The sequence below is a fragment of the Protofrankia symbiont of Coriaria ruscifolia genome, assembly GCF_900634745.1.
Taxonomy (GTDB): domain Bacteria; phylum Actinomycetota; class Actinomycetes; order Frankiales; family Frankiaceae; genus Protofrankia; species Protofrankia californiensis.
This window is the reverse complement of sequence record NZ_CAAAFR010000203.1, coordinates 81016-101043: the sequence shown is the minus strand read 5'-3', so window position 1 is coordinate 101043 and position 20028 is coordinate 81016. Positions and strand designations below refer to the sequence as shown.

18 protein-coding genes are annotated in these 20028 nt (G+C 67.0%); 9 read left to right on the top strand and 9 right to left on the bottom strand.

Translation table 11 applies throughout. The annotated features are described in order from the left end of the window. Nucleotides 1-180: 180 nt before the first annotated feature. Nucleotides 181-945: a TetR/AcrR family transcriptional regulator gene (locus tag CV1CTNOD_RS23960; protein WP_131788198.1), complete on the bottom strand. Its 765-nt coding sequence runs from the start codon at nt 943-945 to the stop codon at nt 181-183. Nucleotides 946-1025: 80 nt separating this feature from the next. Here CV1CTNOD_RS23960 and CV1CTNOD_RS23955 point away from each other — a divergent pair, with 80 nt between their 5' ends. Beyond that, nucleotides 1026-1415, top strand: coding sequence for a VOC family protein (locus CV1CTNOD_RS23955; RefSeq protein ID WP_131788197.1), 390 nt, complete (start codon nt 1026-1028; stop codon nt 1413-1415). 45 nt (nt 1416-1460) lie between these two features. Here CV1CTNOD_RS23955 and CV1CTNOD_RS23950 read toward each other — a convergent pair whose 3' ends face one another. Together CV1CTNOD_RS23950 and CV1CTNOD_RS23945 are read right to left on the bottom strand one after the other, a co-directional pair. Then, nucleotides 1461-2339, bottom strand: coding sequence for a helix-turn-helix domain-containing protein (locus CV1CTNOD_RS23950; protein WP_131788196.1), 879 nt, complete (start codon nt 2337-2339; stop codon nt 1461-1463). Between the two features lie 136 nt (nt 2340-2475). After that, entirely contained in the window at nt 2476-2679 is a 204-nt protein-coding gene (locus tag CV1CTNOD_RS23945) for a hypothetical protein (protein ID WP_242606984.1), read from the bottom strand. Between the two features lie 1044 nt (nt 2680-3723). Between CV1CTNOD_RS23945 and CV1CTNOD_RS23940 the strand changes: the two genes are divergently transcribed. The 4 genes from CV1CTNOD_RS23940 (at nt 3724) to ilvD (ending at nt 7049) form a co-directional block, all read left to right on the top strand. Next, nucleotides 3724-4137: a hypothetical protein gene (locus CV1CTNOD_RS23940; RefSeq protein WP_131788195.1), complete on the top strand. Its 414-nt coding sequence runs from the start codon at nt 3724-3726 to the stop codon at nt 4135-4137. A 240-nt stretch (nt 4138-4377) separates the two neighbouring features. After that, the gene (locus tag CV1CTNOD_RS23935; RefSeq protein ID WP_131788194.1) at nt 4378-4701 is read left to right on the top strand and encodes an antibiotic biosynthesis monooxygenase family protein; all 324 of its coding nucleotides are present in this window, start codon (nt 4378-4380) and stop codon (nt 4699-4701) included. Next, nucleotides 4698-5087: a hypothetical protein gene (locus CV1CTNOD_RS23930; RefSeq protein WP_131788193.1), complete on the top strand. Its 390-nt coding sequence runs from the start codon at nt 4698-4700 to the stop codon at nt 5085-5087. The genes CV1CTNOD_RS23935 and CV1CTNOD_RS23930 overlap by 4 nt, the downstream gene beginning before the upstream one ends. Nucleotides 5088-5198: 111 nt before the next feature. Further along, a complete protein-coding gene (ilvD, locus tag CV1CTNOD_RS23925) occupies nt 5199-7049 on the top strand; it encodes a dihydroxy-acid dehydratase (RefSeq protein ID WP_131788192.1) in 1851 nt (616 codons plus the stop codon). Nucleotides 7050-7150: 101 nt separating this feature from the next. Here the strand turns inward: ilvD and egtD are convergent, their stop codons facing one another. From egtD to egtA, 4 genes are all read right to left on the bottom strand, one after another. Further along, on the bottom strand, nt 7151-8176 hold the full coding sequence (egtD, locus tag CV1CTNOD_RS23920) for an L-histidine N(alpha)-methyltransferase (protein WP_131788191.1): 1026 nt from the start codon (nt 8174-8176) through the stop codon (nt 7151-7153). A 47-nt stretch (nt 8177-8223) separates the two neighbouring features. Further along, nucleotides 8224-8967 carry an ergothioneine biosynthesis protein EgtC gene (gene egtC, locus CV1CTNOD_RS23915; protein ID WP_131788190.1) on the bottom strand — a complete coding sequence of 248 codons (744 nt, stop codon included), beginning with the start codon at nt 8965-8967 and terminating at the stop codon, nt 8224-8226. Between the two features lie 109 nt (nt 8968-9076). Beyond that, nucleotides 9077-10573, bottom strand: a complete 1497-nt coding sequence (egtB, locus tag CV1CTNOD_RS23910; RefSeq protein ID WP_242606983.1) for an ergothioneine biosynthesis protein EgtB — start codon at nt 10571-10573, stop codon at nt 9077-9079. Next, on the bottom strand, nt 10570-12060 hold the full coding sequence (egtA, locus tag CV1CTNOD_RS23905) for an ergothioneine biosynthesis glutamate--cysteine ligase EgtA (protein ID WP_242606982.1): 1491 nt from the start codon (nt 12058-12060) through the stop codon (nt 10570-10572). Before egtA ends, egtB begins: the two co-directional genes overlap by 4 nt. Before the next feature lie 631 nt (nt 12061-12691). Between egtA and CV1CTNOD_RS23900 the strand changes: the two genes are divergently transcribed. The 4 genes from CV1CTNOD_RS23900 to CV1CTNOD_RS23885 all read left to right on the top strand — a co-directional run bounded on the left by CV1CTNOD_RS23900 (nt 12692) and on the right by CV1CTNOD_RS23885 (nt 17605). Then, the gene (locus CV1CTNOD_RS23900; RefSeq protein WP_131788246.1) at nt 12692-13483 is read left to right on the top strand and encodes a nuclease-related domain-containing protein; all 792 of its coding nucleotides are present in this window, start codon (nt 12692-12694) and stop codon (nt 13481-13483) included. 674 nt (nt 13484-14157) lie between these two features. Next, nucleotides 14158-14481: a hypothetical protein gene (locus CV1CTNOD_RS23895; protein WP_131768928.1), complete on the top strand. Its 324-nt coding sequence runs from the start codon at nt 14158-14160 to the stop codon at nt 14479-14481. A 464-nt stretch (nt 14482-14945) separates the two neighbouring features. Next, entirely contained in the window at nt 14946-15404 is a 459-nt protein-coding gene (locus CV1CTNOD_RS23890; RefSeq protein ID WP_165485700.1) for a hypothetical protein, read from the top strand. 629 nt (nt 15405-16033) lie between these two features. Then, nucleotides 16034-17605 (top strand): hypothetical protein, encoded by a 1572-nt coding sequence (locus tag CV1CTNOD_RS23885; RefSeq protein WP_131788186.1) that lies wholly within the window; start codon nt 16034-16036, stop codon nt 17603-17605. A 23-nt stretch (nt 17606-17628) separates the two neighbouring features. On the opposite strand, the gene CV1CTNOD_RS23880 is transcribed toward CV1CTNOD_RS23885, so the two are convergent. Together CV1CTNOD_RS23880 and CV1CTNOD_RS23875 are read right to left on the bottom strand one after the other, a co-directional pair. Continuing rightward, on the bottom strand, nt 17629-19359 hold the full coding sequence (locus CV1CTNOD_RS23880) for a conjugal transfer protein TraC (protein ID WP_131788185.1): 1731 nt from the start codon (nt 19357-19359) through the stop codon (nt 17629-17631). After that, nucleotides 19356-20028: SCO6880 family protein (locus CV1CTNOD_RS23875; protein WP_347402985.1), on the bottom strand; the 673-nt coding region annotated here is incomplete at its 5' end. The genes CV1CTNOD_RS23880 and CV1CTNOD_RS23875, both read right to left, overlap by 4 nt.

The following is a 20028-nucleotide window of genomic DNA, read 5'->3' as shown; positions in this document are numbered from 1 at the left end:
ACAGCTCCGTCGCCAGCGAGGCTACGGCCAGCGCACGCAGCCTTGTTGCGCTCTGCTCGGTCCTTGCGGTTTCGGTGGGGCGGCGGACGATCAGGCAACTGGGTGGAGTTGATTGTTGGTTGCCCGCCGCAGTGCAACGGCCCGGGTGGCCACGAACAGGCCCACGATGAAATAAGGGCGTCAGGGTGTTTTGTCGATGAGAACGCTCAATGCGTCGAGTACGCGCTGTAGACCGAACTGGTATGCGTGGTCGGCGTTGTGGGCACTCCCGTGTGCGGTCCCGGCCGCTGTACCGACGCGGGTGGCGAGTGGATATTTTTTTTCGTCCATGACCCGGCTGAGTAACGGGCCGGCTGCTGCCCACCACTGCTCGTCGTTCATGCCGCTTTCTCGCTGTATGTCGCGCACTGACGTCTCGGCACGAGCACAGGCCTGGACGAAGGTGAGCAGATAGGTCAGGCAGTCGTCCATCTCGATGTCGGTCAGGCCGAGGTTGTCGAGAGCGGACAGCTCATGCTCGTACTTGGCCATCTGTCCGGGACCGAGGGGCGGTCGAATCGTGGACACCGTGTTCGCCCATGGATGTGCGCGGTACATGGCCCGGTTTTCGTCGGCGACGGCGATGAGTCGCTTCTGCCACGGCTGTCCGGCCGTGGCGCTTCGGGGCATGGCGGCGTAGGCCGCGTCGAGCATCAGGTCGAGCAGTTCGGCCTTGCCGGGAACGTACGTGTACAAAGTCATGGCAGCTACGTCGAGCTTTCGGGCCAGCTGCCGCATCGTGACCGCATCGAGGCCGTCCTTGTCGGCTATCTCGATGGCAGCGGCCACGACAGCGTCGAGGCTCAGGCCGCGGCTTGGGCCCCGACGGGGCACGACGGTGTGGTCACGCCAGAGCAGGGCAAGAGTTCGGGCTGGATCGCCGGCGCTGCTGCGTGCGCTGCTCATGTGAACATTATGCGTCTCGTATGCCGTATACAGTACGGTGTACGGTGTACGGTGTTGATCGTACTGATCCAGGAGCAAATATGAAGATCACTTCGTCTGCGGTGTCGCTGAACGTCGAGGACGTGGACGCGTCCGCCGCGTTCCTCGTCGAGCACTTCGGCTTCCGTCAGGAGATGGCAACCGACGGATTCGCCTCGCTCACGCGTGACGACGCCGGCATGAACGTCGTCTTCCTTCGCTGTGGGCTGCCGACGTTGCCGGACGACCAGCGCGACAACCATGCAACCGGCCTGATACTCGCGTTCGTCGTCGACGACCTTGAGGGTGAACTGGCCCGGCTACAGGCCGAGGGCGTGGCCATCACCATGCCTCTCACCGCTGAGGAGTGGGGCGAACGGGCATTCCAGGTCCGCGACCCGAACGGCATCATCGTCCAGCTCGTCGACTGGAATGGCGCTATCACGGAGTGACCGGTGCTCCAATGACTATGGAACGTATGTGATCGGGTTGCGCGGTCAGCGTTGCTCGGACACGATTTGCTCGATGTAGGCTCGGCGATGGCGCTCGAGAATCGGGTCGATCTCCGTGGTCGCCTTGCTCTCGAACTCGGCGAAGATCCGAAGTAGGATCTGGACGGTTCCGGGGCTCTTGTGCGACACCACGGACAGCATCGTCTCGGTCAGCGCGCGGCTTTCGTCGAATATTTCTATGCTGCTGGATGGTGGCACCACGAGCTCGGTCCCACTGGGAACTAAGGCGATGGTGATGTTCGGTCGGTTGGTTGCGAGTTCCCTGATGCGGTCAATTTGGGCGATCATGGCAGCGGGCGCCGCCACCGGATAGCCGAGCACCGACTCCAACAGCACGAAATAGAAGGTCCGCTTTTCGTCGTACAGAATCTTCTGCCGTTCCATCCGCAGGGCGACCGCACCCGCGCCGTCGGCAAGGTAGTCAATGTCGAACAGCTCGCAGAAACGCAGGATGATTGCCTGTGCGTATTCACTCGTCTGCAGCAGGCCAGGCACGAGGGTCGGCTGGAAGAAGCGGACAACCTGTGCGGCAGCCTCATGCTCGAGGTACTCGGGCTGGAAACGGCCGATGTAAGGGCTGGGGTCGATGACGGGCCCGGTGCCGGGCCCGAGGCGCTCGGCGGCCTGCCGGTACTGCAGAACCACATTCTCCGGCTCGTCGAGCGCACGCACGATGGCTTCGACGTCGTCGGGGCTGGGTGTGACCGAGCCTGTCTCTATCCGTGAAATCTTGGACTGGCTCATCCCCGTCCGACCCGCGAGCTCCTGGCCGCTGAGCCGATGCCGGTGCCGCAGACCCGCGAGTTCGGCCCCCAGTTGTGTTCCTGCTACTCGGGCTGACGCGTCGTCCGGGAGGTTCTTCATGTCGCACCCTTCCGAGTCGGTCTGCAGGCCCGGGAGGCCTATGTCCCTGAGTTGCCGGGATGACGGCGGTGCGGTGACGGATGACGTTCGCACCGCCGCAGCGGCTGTGTCGCCGGTCCGCTCGGGCCGCAACCGGTCAGGGCTGCAGCGCCTGGGCGGCCTGGCGGAGGAGCGCCGCCGGGATGCGGACCATGGATTCGCCGTCCGGCACCGCGTGAACGGAGTCGACCACGTATCCCTGCACCAGGACGGTATCGGGGTCGTCCTGGTAGACGGTCGGACAACTGCCCGAATAGTCGCAAGATGTAGCGAGAACGATACCTGGTGTGTTGGTACTCACGGCGGCTCCTGGTCGGGTGATGAATATGGCGAGACGACTCGGTATCCAGCGGGCCAAAGCTTTCATGATCATGTTTTTCGCGCCCAGGGCCCGGGAATCGATCTGAGAGGTCCGGGAACCCAGGCTGCTGGGTCCCCTGGGCCACTGGCGGGTCGTCTATGCTCGTCGAGCTGTCGGCTATGCGGGTGAGCTGGCCGACCGGAGTATCGAACGGATGGCTTGCCCCTTGTGGAGGCTGACCAGTATTTAACCAGGCCACTGGCACCACCGCTGTACTGGCATGGGTTTGGGGCGGCCCCGGGGCAGGCCGGGCAATCAAGGTCGACAGCATGTCCGTCCCAGTGGGTTGATTGACAGATTCTGAATTATTCGATCTTTGTCGAATAGTTCTTGCGCTACCACAGCTTGTTATGCATAGTGGAGTCATCTCGCCGCAGCGAGGCGGCCCCTCCTTCTCAAGGATGTGGCGCTATGAGGCAGAGCCCGCAAGCCGCGAGGTCGATGTCCTGGCCTGATCAGGCACGGGTCCACAGGTGCATCCGAGGGCCGCCGGCTGCTGAGCTACTTCTGCTGTGCGCATGGCGCAGGGGCGCTCCGGAGCACCCCAGTGAGCGGATTCACCTGATCATCGAGGTGGGCCGCTTTTCGTCATCTTTGGGTCCATCGGGGCCCTTGAGCACGCGAGAGAAACCATGGTCTCGCGTTCTTCGGCCGGGCTGGCGCGGACAGAGGCGGCGGTTGTGACGCCGGGCCTCCGCAGCCGCAGAAGACGGTTTCCGAAAGACGTGGAAAGGCAAAAATGATCATCTATTCAGAAAGAACGACCAGGTCGGGCAGCTTGCCTGACGCGGTCGGCGGGAGGGTGTTGGCGCACCCTCCCGCCGAGCCGACCCAGCTTGACCCGCACCCCGGTTTGCCCCGGTGGGAGAACGGACCGTCCTCGACAATAGTCCTTCTCCCGCATCCACTGTTCCAGGCAGGTAACTGCTTGGTATCCAGCTTCCCGATCCGCATTGCCGCCCCGCACCGGCGGCGGGAGGCGTGATGACGACCCCGATGTTTGTCGCGGTGGCGGCGCTGGCGGATGCCGACCAGCCGATCACGTTGCCGTCCGCCCACACGATAATTCTGCTCGGCTTGGTGCTCAGCGGGATCGCGCTCGTCAGTGGCAGGCTGATGTTCGCAGCCTTCCTCGCGATCGTGACAGTCGGCTTCGCGGGTCTTGCATCCATCGCCGCCGCGGTGTTCGGATCGGACGATGTCACGCAGAGCGTTTCAGTGAGTATCACCATGCTGGCGGGCCTGCGACTGCGCCGGGGCGCTGTGGCGGTGATCCCGCCGAGATGGAGGCACCGGTTCGGTCGGCGCCGGTTCCGCCGGCAGCGACCGGATTCGGTGCCGGACGGACAGACTCCCTGCTGTGCCGAGGAGAAGCCGAGGAGAAACAGCAGATTCTGAAAAAGCAGGTCTGAACACAAAGCAATTCTCCTTCCTGCCCGGGGCCGGGAACGGCCCGGCCCCGGGCGGTCGGGCGCGCGCGGAGGAGAGCCAGACGCCCGGGAGCAGACCACGTTTCGGATCACGGACGGTCGGATGCGCACGTGAGGAGACGGTTCGGGAAGGGATCGATCAGCTCGCGAGGAGACGGGCGGGATCCGTCCGGGCCGCGGTTGGATCGCGCATGCCAGACTTGTGCCCATGACCGTTCCCGAGGACGGCACCCAGGGCTCGCCGGTGCTGGAAGTCGCCCGTTTCGACGTCGTGCCCGGCGAGGAGGAGAAGTTCGCCGACGCCTACCGTTCGGTCGTCACCGAGCTCGCCACCTGCCCCGGCTTCCGGTCGGCGCGGATGACCCGTGGGGTGGAGGCGCCGTCCCGGTTCATCCTGCTGGTCGAGTGGGAGAATCTTGACGCGCACCTGGTGAACTTCCGCGGGTCCGACCGGTTCACCCGCTGGCGCGCGGCGCTGGGCTCCTTCTTCGCGCAACCGCCGAGCGTGGAGCACGTGACCGACCTGTCGTGAGCACCTTTGCCCACTACTTCTTCTTCGCACCGGTGTTCGCGACCGTCTTCGGCTTCCTGGGCTGGATGGTCCCGGCGATACTGTTCCGCGAGGCTGTCACGCGCCGCCGGGTCGGTGTCCACACCCTTTTCCGGACGGGCTACGCGATCATCGCCGTCCTGAGCCTGTTCCTGTTCGCGATCGGGACGCGGACGAGTCAACGGGTCGAGCGGCCTGGCGGAGCCGTCGAGTACATGACCAGCCCTCGTGATCATGATGTGGCACCACTGCTGGGAACAGCCGCGTCCTTCGCGGTCGTGTGGCTGCTCCGGCGCCAGTGGCACCGGTGGCACCGGTGGCGGCGGAGCCGCGGCGGTCCGCGCGGCTTCGAATACGACGGGCGTTAGGCTTGGAGCGGACGGGTAGGGCGCGGCGGGCGGGTTGACGCTTGGCGCGAGTGTGCCCGGAGCCCGGCGTGGCCCACGGCCGCGCCGATCGATCGCCACGAGGATTGCCTGATGCCTGTTCTGCGTTCCCGTACCACCACCCATGGTCGCAACATGGCCGGCGCCCGCGCGCTGTGGCGCGCCACCGGCATGACCGACAACGACTTCGGCAAGCCGATCGTGGCGATCGCGAACAGTTTCACCGAGTTCGTGCCTGGTCATGTGCACCTGCGCGATCTTGGCCGGATCGTGTCGGACGCGGTCGCCGAGGCTGGCGGCGTGGGGCGGGAGTTCCACACGATCGCGGTCGACGACGGCATCGCCATGGGTCACGGCGGCATGCTCTACTCGCTGCCGTCCCGCGAGATCATCGCCGACAGCGTCGAGTACATGGTGAACGCGCACTGCGCGGACGCGCTCGTCTGCATCTCGAACTGCGACAAGATCACTCCTGGGATGCTGCTCGCGGCCCTGCGGCTGAACATCCCGACCGTGTTCGTCTCCGGCGGGGCGATGGAGTCCGGTCGGGCGGTCATCACCGAGGGTGTGGTCCGCTCGGGGCTGGACCTCATCTCCGCCATTGCCGCCTCCGTCGACACCACGGTCGGTGACGCCGAGCTGGACGCGGTCGAACGCTCCGCCTGCCCCACCTGCGGGTCCTGCTCCGGCATGTTCACCGCCAACTCGATGAACTGCCTGACCGAGGCGCTCGGGCTCGCGCTGCCCGGCAACGGTTCCACGCTCGCCACATCCGCAGCCCGGCGTGACCTGTTCGTCCGGGCCGGACGAACAGTGGTGGATCTTGCGAAGCGCTGGTACGACAAGGACGACGACGCGGTACTGCCGCGCTCGATCGCGAACCGTTCGGCCTTCCTCAACGCCTTCGCCGTGGACGTGGCCATGGGCGGTTCGACCAACACCGTGCTGCACCTGCTGGCCGCCGCGGTCGAGGCCGGGGTGGAGGTCACCCTCGACGACATCGACGAGATCTCCCGGACGGTGCCGTGCCTGTGCAAGGTGGCGCCGAGCTCGGAGTACCACATGGAGGACGTCCACCGCGCCGGTGGCATCCCGGCCATCCTCGGCGAGCTCGACCGGGCCGGTCTGCTGCGCCACGACGTCCACACGGTGCATGCCGCGAACCTGGAGGAGTTCCTCACCCACTGGGACGTCCGCCGGCCGCACCCGGCGCCGGAGGCGGTGGAACTCTTCCACGCCGCGCCGGGTGGCGTGCGCACGATCGAACCGTTCTCGTCCACGTCCCGGTGGGAGTCGCTGGACACCGACGCCGTCTCCGGCTGCATCCGCGACGTCGCGCATGCCTATTCCGCCGACGGCGGCCTCGCGGTGCTGCGCGGGTCGCTCGCGCCGGACGGCGCTGTGCTCAAGACCGCCGGGGTGGAAGCCGGCCGGCTGACCTTCCGCGGCCCCGCGCTGGTGCTGGAAAGCCAGGAGGAGGCGGTGGAGGCGATCCTGTCGAAGCGGGTCACCCCCGGTGACGTGCTGGTCATCCGCTATGAGGGTCCGCGTGGCGGTCCCGGGATGCAGGAGATGCTGTACCCGACGACGTTCCTCAAAGCCCGCGGTCTTGGCCCGCGGTGCGCGTTGGTCACCGACGGCCGGTTCTCCGGTGGGTCGGCGGGGCTGTCCATCGGCCATGTGTCCCCCGAGGCCGCGCACGGCGGCGCGATCGCGCTCGTCCGCGACGGTGACATCATCGAGATCGACATCCCGTCCCGCAGGCTGGATCTGCTGGTGGACGCCGAGGAACTCGCCGTGCGGCGGGCCGAGCTGGAGACCTCCGGTGGCTACCGGCCGAAGGAGCGCCGGCGTCCGGTATCGGCCGCATTGCGGGCCTATGCGGCGATGGCGACCTCGGCGTCCACCGGTGCCGCCCGTGACGTGTCCCTGGCCGGCGGCTGACCGGCCGGCCCGCTCGCCTGGAGAGCCCCCTGGGCCTGGGCCCGCCCGTCCGCCTGCCTCTCTGGCCTGCCTACCCGGCGCGGAGGACCTTCCCTGAGGGATCAGGCGGGGACGGACAGGGAGAGCCCGAAGTCGCCGGCGGGATCGGTCCACCAGCGGACCATGGCCAGGTCCGCGGCGGCGAACTCGGCGGCCAGGCTGTCCCTGGTGAACTTGGCACTGATCTCGGTGCGCATCTGCTCGTTCTCGGCGAAGAGCACTGACAGGCCCAGGGCGCCGATGCGGACCTGCTGGTCGCGGACGGAGCGCAGGCGCATCTCGATCCAGGAGTTCTCGGCGTCCCACCGGGCCACGTGGGCGAACCCCCGCAGGTCGAAGTCGGCGTCGAGTTCGTGATTGATGACCGACAGGACGTTGCGGTTGAACGCGGCCGTGACGCCGGCGCTGTCGTCGTAGGCGGCTACCAGCCTGCCCGGATCCTTGACCAGGTCACAGCCCAGCAGCAGCATGTCGCCGTCTTTCAGCCGGGTGCGCATGCCGGCCAGGAATGCATGCCGTGCCTCGGGCACGAGATTGCCGATCGTTCCACCGAGAAACACGATCAGGCGGCGGTTGGCGTCGGGCAGCAGGTCGAGGTGGCGCTCGAAGTCACCGACGATCGCGTGCACGCTCACCGCCGGATATTCGTGCCGGATTGCGGTTGCGGCACGTGAAAGCACGGACTCGTCCACGTCGAACGGGACGAATCTGCGCAGGTGGCCGCTGCGGTGCAGCGCGTCGAGCAGCAGGCGGGTCTTGGCCGAGGTTCCGGAACCGAGCTCGACGAGGGTGTCCGCCCGCGACATCACGGCGATCTCGTGGACGCGGCTGGCCAGGATTGTCCGTTCGGCTCGGGTGGGATAGTACTCGGGCAGCCGGGTGATGGCGTCGAAGAGCATGCTCCCGTTGGCGTCGTAGAACCACTTGGGCGGTAGTTCCTTCGGATTCGATGCGAGCCCGGCACCGACGTCCCTGGTCAATGCCGTGGTCCGGTCGGATGCGGTGAGATGCCGATCGAAGACGATTCTCGGGTCGAGATCGCCCCTGGTGGAACCGACGCCGGTGAGATCGGCACTGGACGCTGTCATGGGCTGCAACCTCCGGGAGCTTTTATGCAACCGAGAGTAACTGAATTCTAGATCAAACTACTAATGATTACATTGCGTGTGTCGGCTACGAGCAATCTACGATCATCGAGGTCAATCCATCCATCTCCGTCATCGCTGGGCTCGCTGGCCACCTCGACCCCGACGTCCTCGCCGGCAACGGATACTCGGTACGACAGGGTTTCACCCCAGGTTGTTGCTACTATTTGCGATCCGTTGGTTACCAAAAGGTTGAGACGGGCCGCGCCGTCCCTGCTGCCCGCCGCGACGACGACGTCCGCGACAGCGTCGGCAAGGTGCGTGCCCGCGGCCAGCCGCTGCCACACCACGGCGGCCAGCAGCGCCGAGTCGCAGCGTGAGTCGGGCACCGGCGTTCCCCTCACTCCCCTGAGCATGCGCATCGGCACTGTGAGGTCCACCCGTCCGTTATGGCTGAGCAGATGCCGGCCGTCGGTGTACGGAGCGGTCGACGTCTCCTCGACAGGCATGCCGACGGTGGCGTTGCGGACCGCGGCCAGCACGCAACCTGAGCTGATCACGCCCGCAAGGGAGGCGAACGAGGCGTCGGTCCAGATGGGAACCGCGCGACGGTAGCGGGCCGGCTCCCTCCGGATCTCGGGGACGTACCACCCGGCCCCGAAGCCGTCGGCGTTGATTCTGCCGTGCAGCATCCGCCGCGGTTCCCACGCCTGGCGCAGCAGGCTGTGCGGAGGATCATGCAGGAGTGACGTCAGCGTCCGTGGTGTCCCGAGCCATGCCGTATGGCGACACAACCGAAATCATCCCTCCTTCTCGGTAGTGGACGCGAAAGGAGCACGATAGCGCCACCTTCGCCCCCGTTGGCCCGCTGTGTTTCTCCCCCGTCGCGGTTTCCCGGGTTTCTCAGGCGTCGCGCGCGAGCCGGAAACCGGCGAAGATCTGACGACGGATCGCATGGTCCCAGTTGCGAAAGGTCGCCCGGACGGCGCTGTGATGCGTGGCCCAGGAGCCACCGCGCAGCACCTTGAACCCGGTGAACCCGGCTGTCTCGGCGGACCCGGCGCTCTCGGCGGACGACGTGCGGCCGGGTGCCGGGGCCGGATCGCTCGACACCCCACTCGCAGCGCCGGTCACGCGTGAGAAGAACACCTCGCTGTACTCGCGGTAGGGAAACGACTTGAAACCCGGATAACCCATGAAATCCCCGGCCGTCCACTCCCACACGTCACCGATCATCTGTTCCACGCCGTAAGCGCTCGCACCGGCTGGATACGCCCCCAGCGGCGCGGGGCGAGAAGCTGCCTGGCCCAGGTTGGCCCGCGCCGGCGTCGGTTCACTGTCCCCCCAGGGAAAACGTCGCGAACTCCCGGTGACGGGATCGTGCGCGCACGCCTTCTCCCACTCGGCTTCGGTGGGCAGCCGCCGGCCCGCCCAGCGCGCATGCGCCTGCGCCTCGTACCAGCAGACATGCTGCACGGGTTCGTCCATCGGGACCGGTTCGTCCCGACCGAACCGCCGGCGTATCCAGGTGCTGCCGTCGCGACGCCAGAACTGCGGGGCGGTGAGGTCCGCCCGGCACCGCCATGCCCAACCGGAGGCCGACCACAGGCGTTCGTCGTGATAACCGCCGGCCTCGATGAACGCCGCATGCGCGGCGTTGGAGACGGGCAGCGTGTCGATGAAGAACGCCGGTACGTACACCCGGTGGGCGGGACGTTCGTTGTCGTACGCCCATGCCGTACCGGCCGTGTCGCCGCTGGTGCCCATCGTGAACTCGCCGGCCGGTATCAGGATCTCCGCCGCCGGTACCGGCCGTCCGGGTGGCAGCACAGCACGGTCACCGATGATCGGGGAACCCGTCCGGAGCTGGTGGGTGGCCAGCATCGTCTCGTCGTGCTGGTGCTCGTGCTGGATCACCAGCCCGTAGACGAACCCGCCGGCCAGCAGCGCCGCGCGTGACCGCGGGCCGGGAGCGCCGACCATGTCGGTCATCCGTGGGGACGGCCCGCTGTCGCTGACCAGCTGGGTGGACAGCGACAGCAGTGTGTCCGGGTCAAGCCGCTCCAGGACGTCCAGGACACGGCCACGCACCTCGCTGACGTAGGACCGGGCCTGTGCCGGGCCGAGCAGCGGCAGGGCCGGTCGGTCCGCCCGGGGATGGCGGAACGCGTCGTAGAGGTCGCCGATGTCCGGGCGCAGCGGTTGTCTGCCCGCTACCGCCCACAGCAACCACGACTCCTCATAGTTGCCGATGTGGGCAAGGTCCCAGACCAGCGGTGACATCAGTGGCGAGTGCTGGCACCAGAGGTCGGTGTCGTCGAGGTCGGTGTAGGCGAGGCTGCGCGCCCGGCTGTCCGCGAGTGCCCGGACGATCTCATCGGTGGTCAGTTGTGTGGTCATCGTGCTGTCACCCATGGCCGGGTGGTCGGATACTCGCGGCCGGCGTTGGTTCCAGCGTCGGCCCTGGCGTTGATCTCGGTGTTGGTGCCGGTGCTGGCCTCGACGTTGATCTCGGCGTTGATCTCGGCGTTGATCTCGGCGTGGAGCAGACCCTGCGGCCCGCCGGCCGGCAGCCGGTCGGCGAGATCATCAGCGGGGCAGCGACCCGGCTCGACATAGGTCTCGATGTAGGTGTTGACAGCGGCGAGCAGGCCGCTGCCGGCTCCCAGCCGGCCCAGCGCGTCGCGGGCCGCGTCTGCGCAACGCCGCGCCGCCTGGCGCAGCGCGCTGTCGCGTAGCCCCAGCGCGGCCGCGGTCACCCACCGACCGGCCACGGGCACGCAGGCGTCGGCCGCTGTGTCCGCGGCCTGAGGGTCGTCCAGCAGGGCGGTGGTCACCGCGACCACCACCGGCCAGTTGCCGGCCGGTGCCGCGTCGAGGTAGCGCAGCTCCAGCCAGCCGCGCGGGCGCACCGGCGGGAACACGGTGGTCGAGTGGTATCGCAGGTCCGCGATTGTCGGTGGCCGCGCCACCGGGCCGTCACCGGCCACCCAGTCGGCGAACGTCGACCTGCCACCGGCGAGCCGGAAGTCACCGCCGGGGAGCCGCACCAGCATGACCCGGGCGGCCAGCAGGTAGTCCGCCCAGGCTGTCGCCGGATCCGGTTGGTGCGGGGTCGCGACCGGCCTGGTCCGGGTCGGGTCGATGTCGGCCCACAGCGCCTGCCGGGTGGAGCAGCATCCGGTCGCCGTCCCGTCCAGTACTGGGGACGCGGCGAACATGGCCACGAGCACCGGCCCCAGGGCATGGGCCAGGTCGAAGCGCCGTGTCCACTGCGCTGGAGTACCCGCGTCCAGGTTGACCTGGACGGATGCGGTCGAGCACATCATCGCCTCGCCCGCCCTCCCGCCGTTGGTCCGGAAGTACTGCTCCATGGCCGCGTAGCGGGGGGCGTGAAGCTGGCGTCGCGGTGGCCGCAGCGGATCGGTTCCCATCCCGACCAGGGCGAGTCCGGCGCCGGTGAGCACGGACCGGACCGCGGCGAGATCGGTGGCGGTCCGCGCCAGCGCGTCCGGCAGGGGCAGGGGCGGAGCGGACAGCTCGAGCTGGCCGCCGGGCTCGAAGGTGATCCGGGTTCCACCTGGCAGGACCAGCTCTTCCACCGGGCCCGGTGACGTGTCCGGTGATGCATCCCGCGGTGCCTGCTGCGGCGGGTTGCCGACGAGCACCGCCATCGTGCGGCTGGGGGGTACCGGACGCGACGGGCAGGTGACGTCGACGACGAACCATTCGGTCTCGATGCCGACGTCTCCGGCGGGCTGATCGGTCAGGCAGGTCAGGTGCGCGTAACGATGGACGTCGTCCGGTGAACGGATCTCGTCATCGGCACGGATCTCACCGTCGGCACGGATCTCGTCATCGGTACAACAGTGATCGGATGCTGGCATGCCTGCCTGTGTCCGTTTCATGAACCCTCCAGGTCCGGACCGGCCAGGGTTGCTGGCCGCGGGTCGGTGCGGGTCGATGTTGGTTGGTGCGGGTCGGTTGTGTGGATCCGCTTTCACTACGTCGTCGTGGCCTTCTCGGCCCTTCGACCAGACCCTCACAGCAGGGTGTTGCCCGGTAGTTACCGATATGCGAACGGTGTGGCGCATACGGAAGGGCCGTTGTCGGATTGTGCCCACCACCCGACCCCCCTCACACCGGAAAGTTCGGTCATCGTCCGGAGTTCGGTGGGGACGTGTGTTCAGCGTCGAGGCAGAGTGGAAGTATGTGTCATGTTGGACGGCTGTTGCGATTTTTATGGAATGGTGGCCGTCGCATAGTTGATTTGCTGTGGCGCTCGGTGACCGCATCGCGGCACACTCGGTGATGGTCAGTGTGCGACGCGCGTGGAACCGCACAGGGCTGAACGGGGCTGGACGGGGCTGTTCCGCACCGGTCGGCACATCGACGGCGTAGGTAACGGGTCTCGCGCCATGCAGGCCAGGTCGGCCGGAAGCGGTCGGCCGGAAATGGGTCGACCGGAAGGTGGTGACGACCGGGATGCCGGAAGGGCAGTGGCCTGGACGGTCGGCCATGGCGGAGTACCTGCGCCGCAGGGAGCTTTACGTAGCCGAACGTAAAGATCGTCTGACAAGGGCGGTTGTGACCGCGACCACGGCAGCCGCGGTGGCGGCGACCGTGGTCGGTGTCTCCGGTGCTGTGGTGGGCCTGCCCACGGTGGTAGCGGTGCAGACGGTCCTGGGCGTTGCCCTGGTCGTCCTCGCCCTCGCCGCGACGCGTTTCCTCCGGTCCCCGTCGGAGATCGAGTCATGGCGGGAGGACGCCGAGGCCGAGCGCCGCACGGCCCGTGCTCTTGACCGCCTTGTCCGTGCCGGCTACACGGTCCTGCACGACCGCGCTCTCGCGGACTCCGCCGGCAATGTCGATCATCTGGTGATCGGCCCGTCCGGGGCGTGGGTCGTCGAGACCGATGCTCACCGTGGGCCGCTGCGCCAGAACCGGGCTGGGCTGTGGGCCGGTAAGGTGCCGTTGCGCGCCATGCTCGGCCTGGTCACCTGGATGGGCGAGGAGGTCACCAACCATCTGGTCGCAGAGCTCCCGGATGGCTGGCAGCTGCAGGCCCAGCCGGTGGTCGCGTTCTCCCGTGCCGAACTGCCGCACGGGCTCGCCCTGCTCGACGGTGTCGTGCTGCTGCCGGCGGCTGGGGTCGCCGACTACATCCTCGCCGCCGGTGTCGTGTTGAAGCCCCTGGACGTCGCCATGCTGGTGGACGTCGGCGAACGGGCCTTCCCTCCGTATCCGGTGGACGAGCCGGCGCCGACCTGGCCGGCGATGTCCAGACTGCGGGGGATGCTGGGCCGCTGACGTCTGGTCCTTTGGTCCTTTAGCTGGCCCTTTGGCCATCCGGATCCCGGCGGTGTCGGGCACAGTGGTGGACGGGGCGTTGGTCGTCCGTCTCGATCCGCGGTGCCGGTTCACCAGGGCTTCCACCGGGCTTCCACCGGGTTTTGATCGGGCTTTGATCGGAAAGTGTCGATCCACCGGAGGTCGGGCAGAGCCCTGATATGGTCGGCGATCAGACAGGCTCTGCCGAAGGGGCCGGGGTGGGGCTCGCCTCCGTACCGACAGCAACAGGATGAGCATGCGCGCTCCGTGGAGATGTATGCCGCCGACCGTCGCAATATGATCAAATAGTCCGGTTCGGGCCGGACCGGACTACCGGTAGCCGCCTTCCCGGTCGGGAGGGGATACCGGAGCCATCTTGTTGCATCCGGGACGGAATACCGCGCGTCGATTACCGGCCGCTGTGGTGTTCACCCACCGTTATGTGTCCCGGGATGGCGAACGTACCCCGAACTAGTTCCGCGGTGGCCCGGTAGCCCGATGACCCGGCATCGGAGGAATGAGTGTCCGCCATCACCAAAATACCATTCCAGGAATAGCGGAAAATTAGGAATAGACACGCACGGCGGGCCCGTCGTAGCCTTCTCCCAGGCCAGTCACCCAGTATTGTGTGGACACAGGCGAAGGGTGTTGAAATGGGTAAGAGAATACTCGTCCTGGACGCCGACGGAGAACTTCTCGGCAAGTTTGCGGACACCTATACAGCACACCTGTGGAGCCACTTCAGGATTCTTGCACCAGGTTTCGACGGGCACGTCGAGGTGTTCGACCCGCATACCCGGACGTCTCTTGTGGTAGGCGCCGACGAATGCAGGAGCATCATCTGGGGAAGGGTCCAGAACACCGCGGTGTCCTGCGAGGAACGGGCTGAGCCGGACGAGCCACCCCTGCCGGAGCTGTCGGTTCGACAGCTGTCACGCCGATCCGTGACCCATGCCTGGCTGACCGCCGGGGCCTGACCGGAAGCGAACGCGAACCCCGACACAATCGGTGAACGGGGACGACCCGAACGGCGGTCCGAACAGGTAGTCCGAACGAGTTCCGAACACCCCTTGAGCCATGTTCCCAACTCCCCGGCCGCCGGCTGACGGTGTCCCGGCCGCCGGGTGAACCGACACCGATGGTGCCCGTTCCCCTGAGTACCTCAGGGAGGGGGGTCTCCGGGACGGCGCGGAGGAGGAATGATCGCGCCGCCAGAAGCCCTCTGGAGGGCTTTCCGGTGTCGGGCCGATACGGGAGCGGCGGCGTGGGTAGCGGTGGTACACGGCCACCGCCAGCCCTTGCCCGCGCCGCCGCTCCCGTCCTTTTTCCCTGCCGCCGCGAATAGGACCTGCGTCAGGATGGGCCTTCGTGACGATCGATCCATCCGTGCCGCCGCGGGCGCTGGCAGCCGCCCTGCCGCGATACAGGTTGGGGGCCGAACTTGGCCGCGGCGAGTTCGGTGTCGTCTACGGCCGAGGACCCACAGCTTGACCGGGCGGTCGCCGTCAAGCATCTGTCGAACCGGATCGCCGCCGACCCGCAGATGCGGTTCCGGTTCAACGAAGAAGGGCGCGCCCTGGTCCGGTTGAACCACCTGCACATCGTCACGGTTCACGAGTACGCGGACGAAGAGGTGACCGTCGACGCAGGCAGTACGCCGGAACGGGTCTGTGCCCTGGTGCTGGAGTATCTCCCCGGCGGGACACTCACACAGCGCTTCCGCCGGACCGGGCTCACCATGGAACAGTGGTTATGTCGAGCCGGCACGTCCCGGTTGTCGCGGCAGGTGTCTGCTGTGCCCTGCTCGGTACGGCCGCCGCCACGGCCGCGGCGGTTGCAAGCCGCTCACGAGCCGGAGCCGGAAGCTGACCCGAACTGCCGGTCGGACCCGGATCGGTGAGCAGGCGGGGTCTGGTTGAGCGGAGTCCCGGGCACGGCTGCGTGGCGCAGCGGCCATGCGCAAGCCCGCGCCGACTGCATGGCAACGTCACAGATGGTGCTCGATGGTAGGTTGGCTTACCATGTCGACCTTGGCAGCACAAAGTCGGTATGGACGTTGCGATCGCGGTCGTCAGAAGGTGGAGCTGCAATCCATGAAGCCAGATGTCCGGTTCTGAACACACCGGTTCTGAACTCGCCCGACGGTTGTTCGTCCCGGGGGAGCGATGGGGTTGGGAATATGTCGACCCCGGCGTGAATCCGCATCCCCACCGTGACCAGCCGCCAGTGTGGAACGAGCCGCCCCCGCCGGACACCAAAAAATACGAGGACGACCTCGAAAAACGTATACGTAGACTTCCTATAAATCTAATTATTCCTAGCTTTATTTTAATAATTGGTTTGATATATGGATACTTTGCTCGAGGTGAGATTTCTTGGGTTCTGACTGCTGTGGCATGGATTGGATTTCTTGTTTATCAGATCATTCGTCTTAAAAGAAAAATTAACAGAGAAAAGACTGAATGGCAAAGGTATCGTGACATCGAGTGGGAGAGGTATCAGTCCGTTACCGCGGGTTGGCGGGCGGCGGTGGAAAGTCACGAAGTCGCTGACCGTGCCCGGCGGGAGGCTGCGCTGCTGTTCCACCCACTCGCGCCTCGGCCGACCGCGGATCGGGTCGATGTCTTCGGAGGTACCCGTGACGGCTGGGCGAGCCTGCTGGCGACCATCGGCTCCTCGGCGCTGGCGTCCGGCGGCGGTATTCTCCTGCTCGACTTCAGCGAGCGTGGGATTGGTGGTGGTATTGCGCAGCTTGCGGTCGACGCCGAGTTTCCGGTCACAGTGAACGATCTTCCTGCCGATATCGGTGGCCTTGGGCTTCTGCACGGTGTCGACCCCGAGGATGCTGCCGAGCTCCTCGCGGACGTCGTTGACACGAGCCGCGGCGGGGGTGCTGATCCGACGCTTCGGGTGCTTGACGCCGAGATACTCGCGGCCGTTGCCACCCGGCTGGACGCACCGCTGACCTTCAGCCGGCTCGCTGCCGGCCTGCGTGTGCTGCAGGGACGCGATCAGAATGACGGCGCCGATCTCCTTTCGCCCGCGGAGAGGAGCGCCGTCGCCGGCCGGGCGGGTGCGTGGGGCGAAAGCGAAAGAACCCAGCATGAAATCCAGTACCTGCGGGCGTCCCTGGAGCGGTTGGCCGGTCGGGAGGAAACGGCGGCGACCGCCACACCACAGCCGTGGTGGCCGGTGCACGGGCTGCGGATCATAGCGACGTCGAGCCGCGACACCTCCACCGTCCGCAAGGAATTCGCTGACCGGGTGTTGTTCCAGATCGTCCTGCACCAGCTTCGCCGCCGCCGTGGCGATCCTTCTCCGGACGTCCTGGTAGTTGCCGGTGGGGACCGGATGGGGCTGCCCGCGTTGGAAGGCATGGCCCGGTATGCAGCCAACGCCGGAATTCGCCTTGTGAATCTTTTCGAACATCTCGGGGCGGGTACCGAACGCCTGATCGGTGCCGGTGACAGCGCCACGCTCATCATGCAGCTGGGGAACGCGAAGGAAGCCGAGGCCGCGGCCGAGTTCGTCGGCCGCGGACACAAGTTCGTGTTCTCCCAGATTACTCGGCAGGTCGGCAGCAGTCTCACCACGGGGACGTCCACCAGCGCGGGGGGGAGCGTTACCGTCTCCGAGACCGAAGGTAGAAGCGGTTCGCGCGGGAAGGGCGGAAAGTCGGGCGGCTGGAGCCGGTCGGTTTCGGTATCCCAGTCGGAGTTCTGGCAGAATACCGAGAGCCTGTCGGCCACCGATTCCCGTCAGGATGGCGCGGTCCTGCAACGTGTCTACGAGTTCAGCGTCGAGCCGACGCAGATCCAGCAGCTCCCGCCAACCGCTTTCGTTCTGGTCGATTCGTCGCTGGGCGATCGTCGGGCGGCACTTGGCGATTGCAATCCCGGAATCATCCTCCTGCCCAGAGTCGCGTCCACTGCTCGCCAGGCCATGCCGTCAGCGACACAACAACAAGAGGTAGCGCTCGAACAAGGGGCGCTGCTCGCGATCGAAGCGCCGGCCGTTTTGCCGAATCCGCAGACGGGTGATAGCGACGATCAGTTCAAGGCGATCGATCCGTCCCGGCCCTGGGACCCGGAGAACGGGTGACAGATCGCGCGGTCTTCGGCCGGCTAGATTTCTCGGGAAAGTGGGCCGTAGGGAAAGGTGTCCATCATCTCTTCGGGAGAAGCCCCGTCCTGGCCCGGGAGCGGGGTGTCGATGGCAAACCCGTCCGCATGGTGACCGACACTTGGATCATAGTTGGCGTAGTCGCCGTCGTCATCGGTGACATCGTGCTCGACCCGGTCCCGGTAGTCGTAGTCGTTCAGCACGTCGGGGTCGAGATCCTCCGGGACGAGGTTGACGTTGTCGACTTCGCCGTGCATCTTCGAGCCGTTGAGAACGACCGGGATCTCCAGGTCGCCGACGATGTGCTCGACGTAGAACGCGCGATTCCCGATGAGCCACAATGCGAAACCGGGGTCCAGCCGGGGCAGCATGTCCGAGGCGACGTCGGTCAGATCCAGCGCCCGCTGCGTGTCCGGGATCTGGTCGGATGCCTGTTTGTACAGGATGCGGATCGCAGTCTCGGCGAGCAGGCCTTTGGCCACCTCGACGGAGTCCGGGGAGGCCGAGAGCAGGTCGGAGATCCGGTGCGCGACGATCGCGTTCGCGCATCCCCACTGGCGGGCAAGTTTCTGCTGGGCGGACAGCCGCCGTACCAGACCCGCGAATCGCATCAGCCGCCAGCACTCGTCGTAGACGACGTAGCGCTGGACGCCGTCCTGGCGCATCAGCGCGGCTTCCATCCATGCCTGTGCGCACGTCATGATCAGTGCGATCATCTCGTCGGAGCCTTGGACCCGCTCGAGGTTGAGCACGGCGATCGGACGGTCGAAGTCCAGCGGGGAGGTGGTCGGGCCGTCGAAGAGCCCGCCGAGCGCGCCGTGGGTGAGCCGGCGCAGCGTCAGTGTCGCGTCTCGGGAGGAGTCCCGCAGTTCGGTCGCGGTCACCGGCAGCCCTGTGCAGTCGGCCTCCGACGGGTTCGTCATCGCGTCCAGGACGTGCGGCAGCAGCGGGGTCGCCTGCCGGTCGGTGGAGGCACCGGTGATCTGCCGGGTCACGACGTCGAGGGCAAGGTCGACGGCGGTGTGTTCGGACGGGGTGAGCGGCAGGCCCTTCGCGGTCTCGATCAGCGAGGACAGCAGCGCCGATCGGGCCCGTTTGACCTCCCGGGACCAGTCGCCGTCCGCCATGCCGGGCGGTCGCGGCGGGGCGTCCAGCGGATTGAGCCGGGTGGACAGCCCCGGGCCGATGTAGGTCGGCTCGCAGCCCAGCCGGCGTGCCAGTCGGGTGTACTCGCCTTTCGGGTCGCAGGGCACGGCCGCCTGGTAGCCGAACGCGGCTCCCCGCGAGATCAGTGTCTTGAGCAGGGACGACTTGCGTGAGCCGACTGAGCCGAAGACCGCGAAGTTGGGGTTCTCGATGACCTGCTGGCGGTAGAGCTCGAACACGTCGAAGACGAAGGAGTCGCCGGACCAGACGTGGCGTCCGATGTACATGCCGGGGGTGTCGAGCCCGGCGTCCACGACGAACGGGTAGATGCCGGCGATCTGCGCGGTCGTCTCCATGTGGGACGGCAGGCGGAGCCTGTGGAAGGTCCGGCCGGCGTGCGGGCCGACGAGCCGCGGCGGTTGCTCGCCGCGGCGCAGCGCCATGCGTGCCCGCCGGATCGCCGCCCGTTCGGCCTGGGCGGCGGCCCGTTCGCCGCGCTGCGCCTCACGTTCGGCCTGCTGCAGTTCCCTGAGCTCACGACGGGTCTCCCGGTCGCTTCCGGTCCCGCCTGAACGGTGCAGTGTCATGACACCCCCACGGCCAGCGGCAGCGCGGCAACACTGAACCCCTGGTCCTGTTCGCCGACGAGACGGACCATCTCCAGGCGGCTGCGGGACGCCAGCGTCTCCGCCTCGCCGCACGCCTCGGCCAGGCCGTCGAGGTCGTCCGCGGAGACCGTCACGAACCCGTGGAAGCGGAACGCGCCGAACCCGGCGATGAGCTCCTGCTCACGGCGTTCCACCTCAGATGCTTCGGCCATGTCACGTTGGGTTGTCACCTTGCCGACCTTGTCGCGCATCTGCTGTTCGCCCAGATGCGCCATCCGGCGGCGGTTGACCGCCTTCTCGGCCTTGCGGCCAGGCATCGGTTCGACGACGAGGGAGACCGTCCGCCGGCAGGTGGTTTCCATGAGCAGCGGGGCGAGGAACGCGGCCGGGGATGGCACCCGCGGCCAGCCGTTGATCCAGTAGGTGGTGTGGAACCCGGAATCGGTGCGGTAGTGGTCCCAGCTGGTGACTGTGCGCACCGGTCCGGCTATCGCCGGGTCGATGCCCGACGGCAGCCCCGTGAGGCCGCCGGCCCGGTCGGACGCCGCGCCACCGCGCGCGTCGATCATCTCGATGGAGTACGGGTCGTAGGTCATCCGGATCACCGCGGCCAGGGCGCGTGGTGGCAGCCAACCGACCGTGTTGATG

What these genes read in the sequence shown, in the direction of transcription:
- CV1CTNOD_RS23960 (WP_131788198.1), bottom strand. Translation starts at nt 945, where the DNA reads ATGAGCAGCGCACGCAGCAGCGCCGGCGATCCAGCCCGAACTCTTGCC.
- CV1CTNOD_RS23955 (WP_131788197.1), top strand. Translation starts at nt 1,026, where the DNA reads ATGAAGATCACTTCGTCTGCGGTGTCGCTGAACGTCGAGGACGTGGAC.
- CV1CTNOD_RS23950 (WP_131788196.1), bottom strand. Translation starts at nt 2,339, where the DNA reads ATGAAGAACCTCCCGGACGACGCGTCAGCCCGAGTAGCAGGAACACAA.
- CV1CTNOD_RS23940 (WP_131788195.1), top strand. Translation starts at nt 3,724, where the DNA reads ATGACGACCCCGATGTTTGTCGCGGTGGCGGCGCTGGCGGATGCCGAC.
- CV1CTNOD_RS23935 (WP_131788194.1), top strand. Translation starts at nt 4,378, where the DNA reads ATGACCGTTCCCGAGGACGGCACCCAGGGCTCGCCGGTGCTGGAAGTC.
- ilvD (WP_131788192.1), top strand. Translation starts at nt 5,199, where the DNA reads ATGCCTGTTCTGCGTTCCCGTACCACCACCCATGGTCGCAACATGGCC.
- egtD (WP_131788191.1), bottom strand. Translation starts at nt 8,176, where the DNA reads ATGACAGCGTCCAGTGCCGATCTCACCGGCGTCGGTTCCACCAGGGGC.
- egtB (WP_242606983.1), bottom strand. Translation starts at nt 10,573, where the DNA reads ATGACCACACAACTGACCACCGATGAGATCGTCCGGGCACTCGCGGAC.
- egtA (WP_242606982.1), bottom strand. Translation starts at nt 12,060, where the DNA reads ATGCCAGCATCCGATCACTGTTGTACCGATGACGAGATCCGTGCCGAC.
- CV1CTNOD_RS23900 (WP_131788246.1), top strand. Translation starts at nt 12,692, where the DNA reads ATGGCGGAGTACCTGCGCCGCAGGGAGCTTTACGTAGCCGAACGTAAA.
- CV1CTNOD_RS23895 (WP_131768928.1), top strand. Translation starts at nt 14,158, where the DNA reads ATGGGTAAGAGAATACTCGTCCTGGACGCCGACGGAGAACTTCTCGGC.
- CV1CTNOD_RS23880 (WP_131788185.1), bottom strand. Translation starts at nt 19,359, where the DNA reads ATGACACTGCACCGTTCAGGCGGGACCGGAAGCGACCGGGAGACCCGT.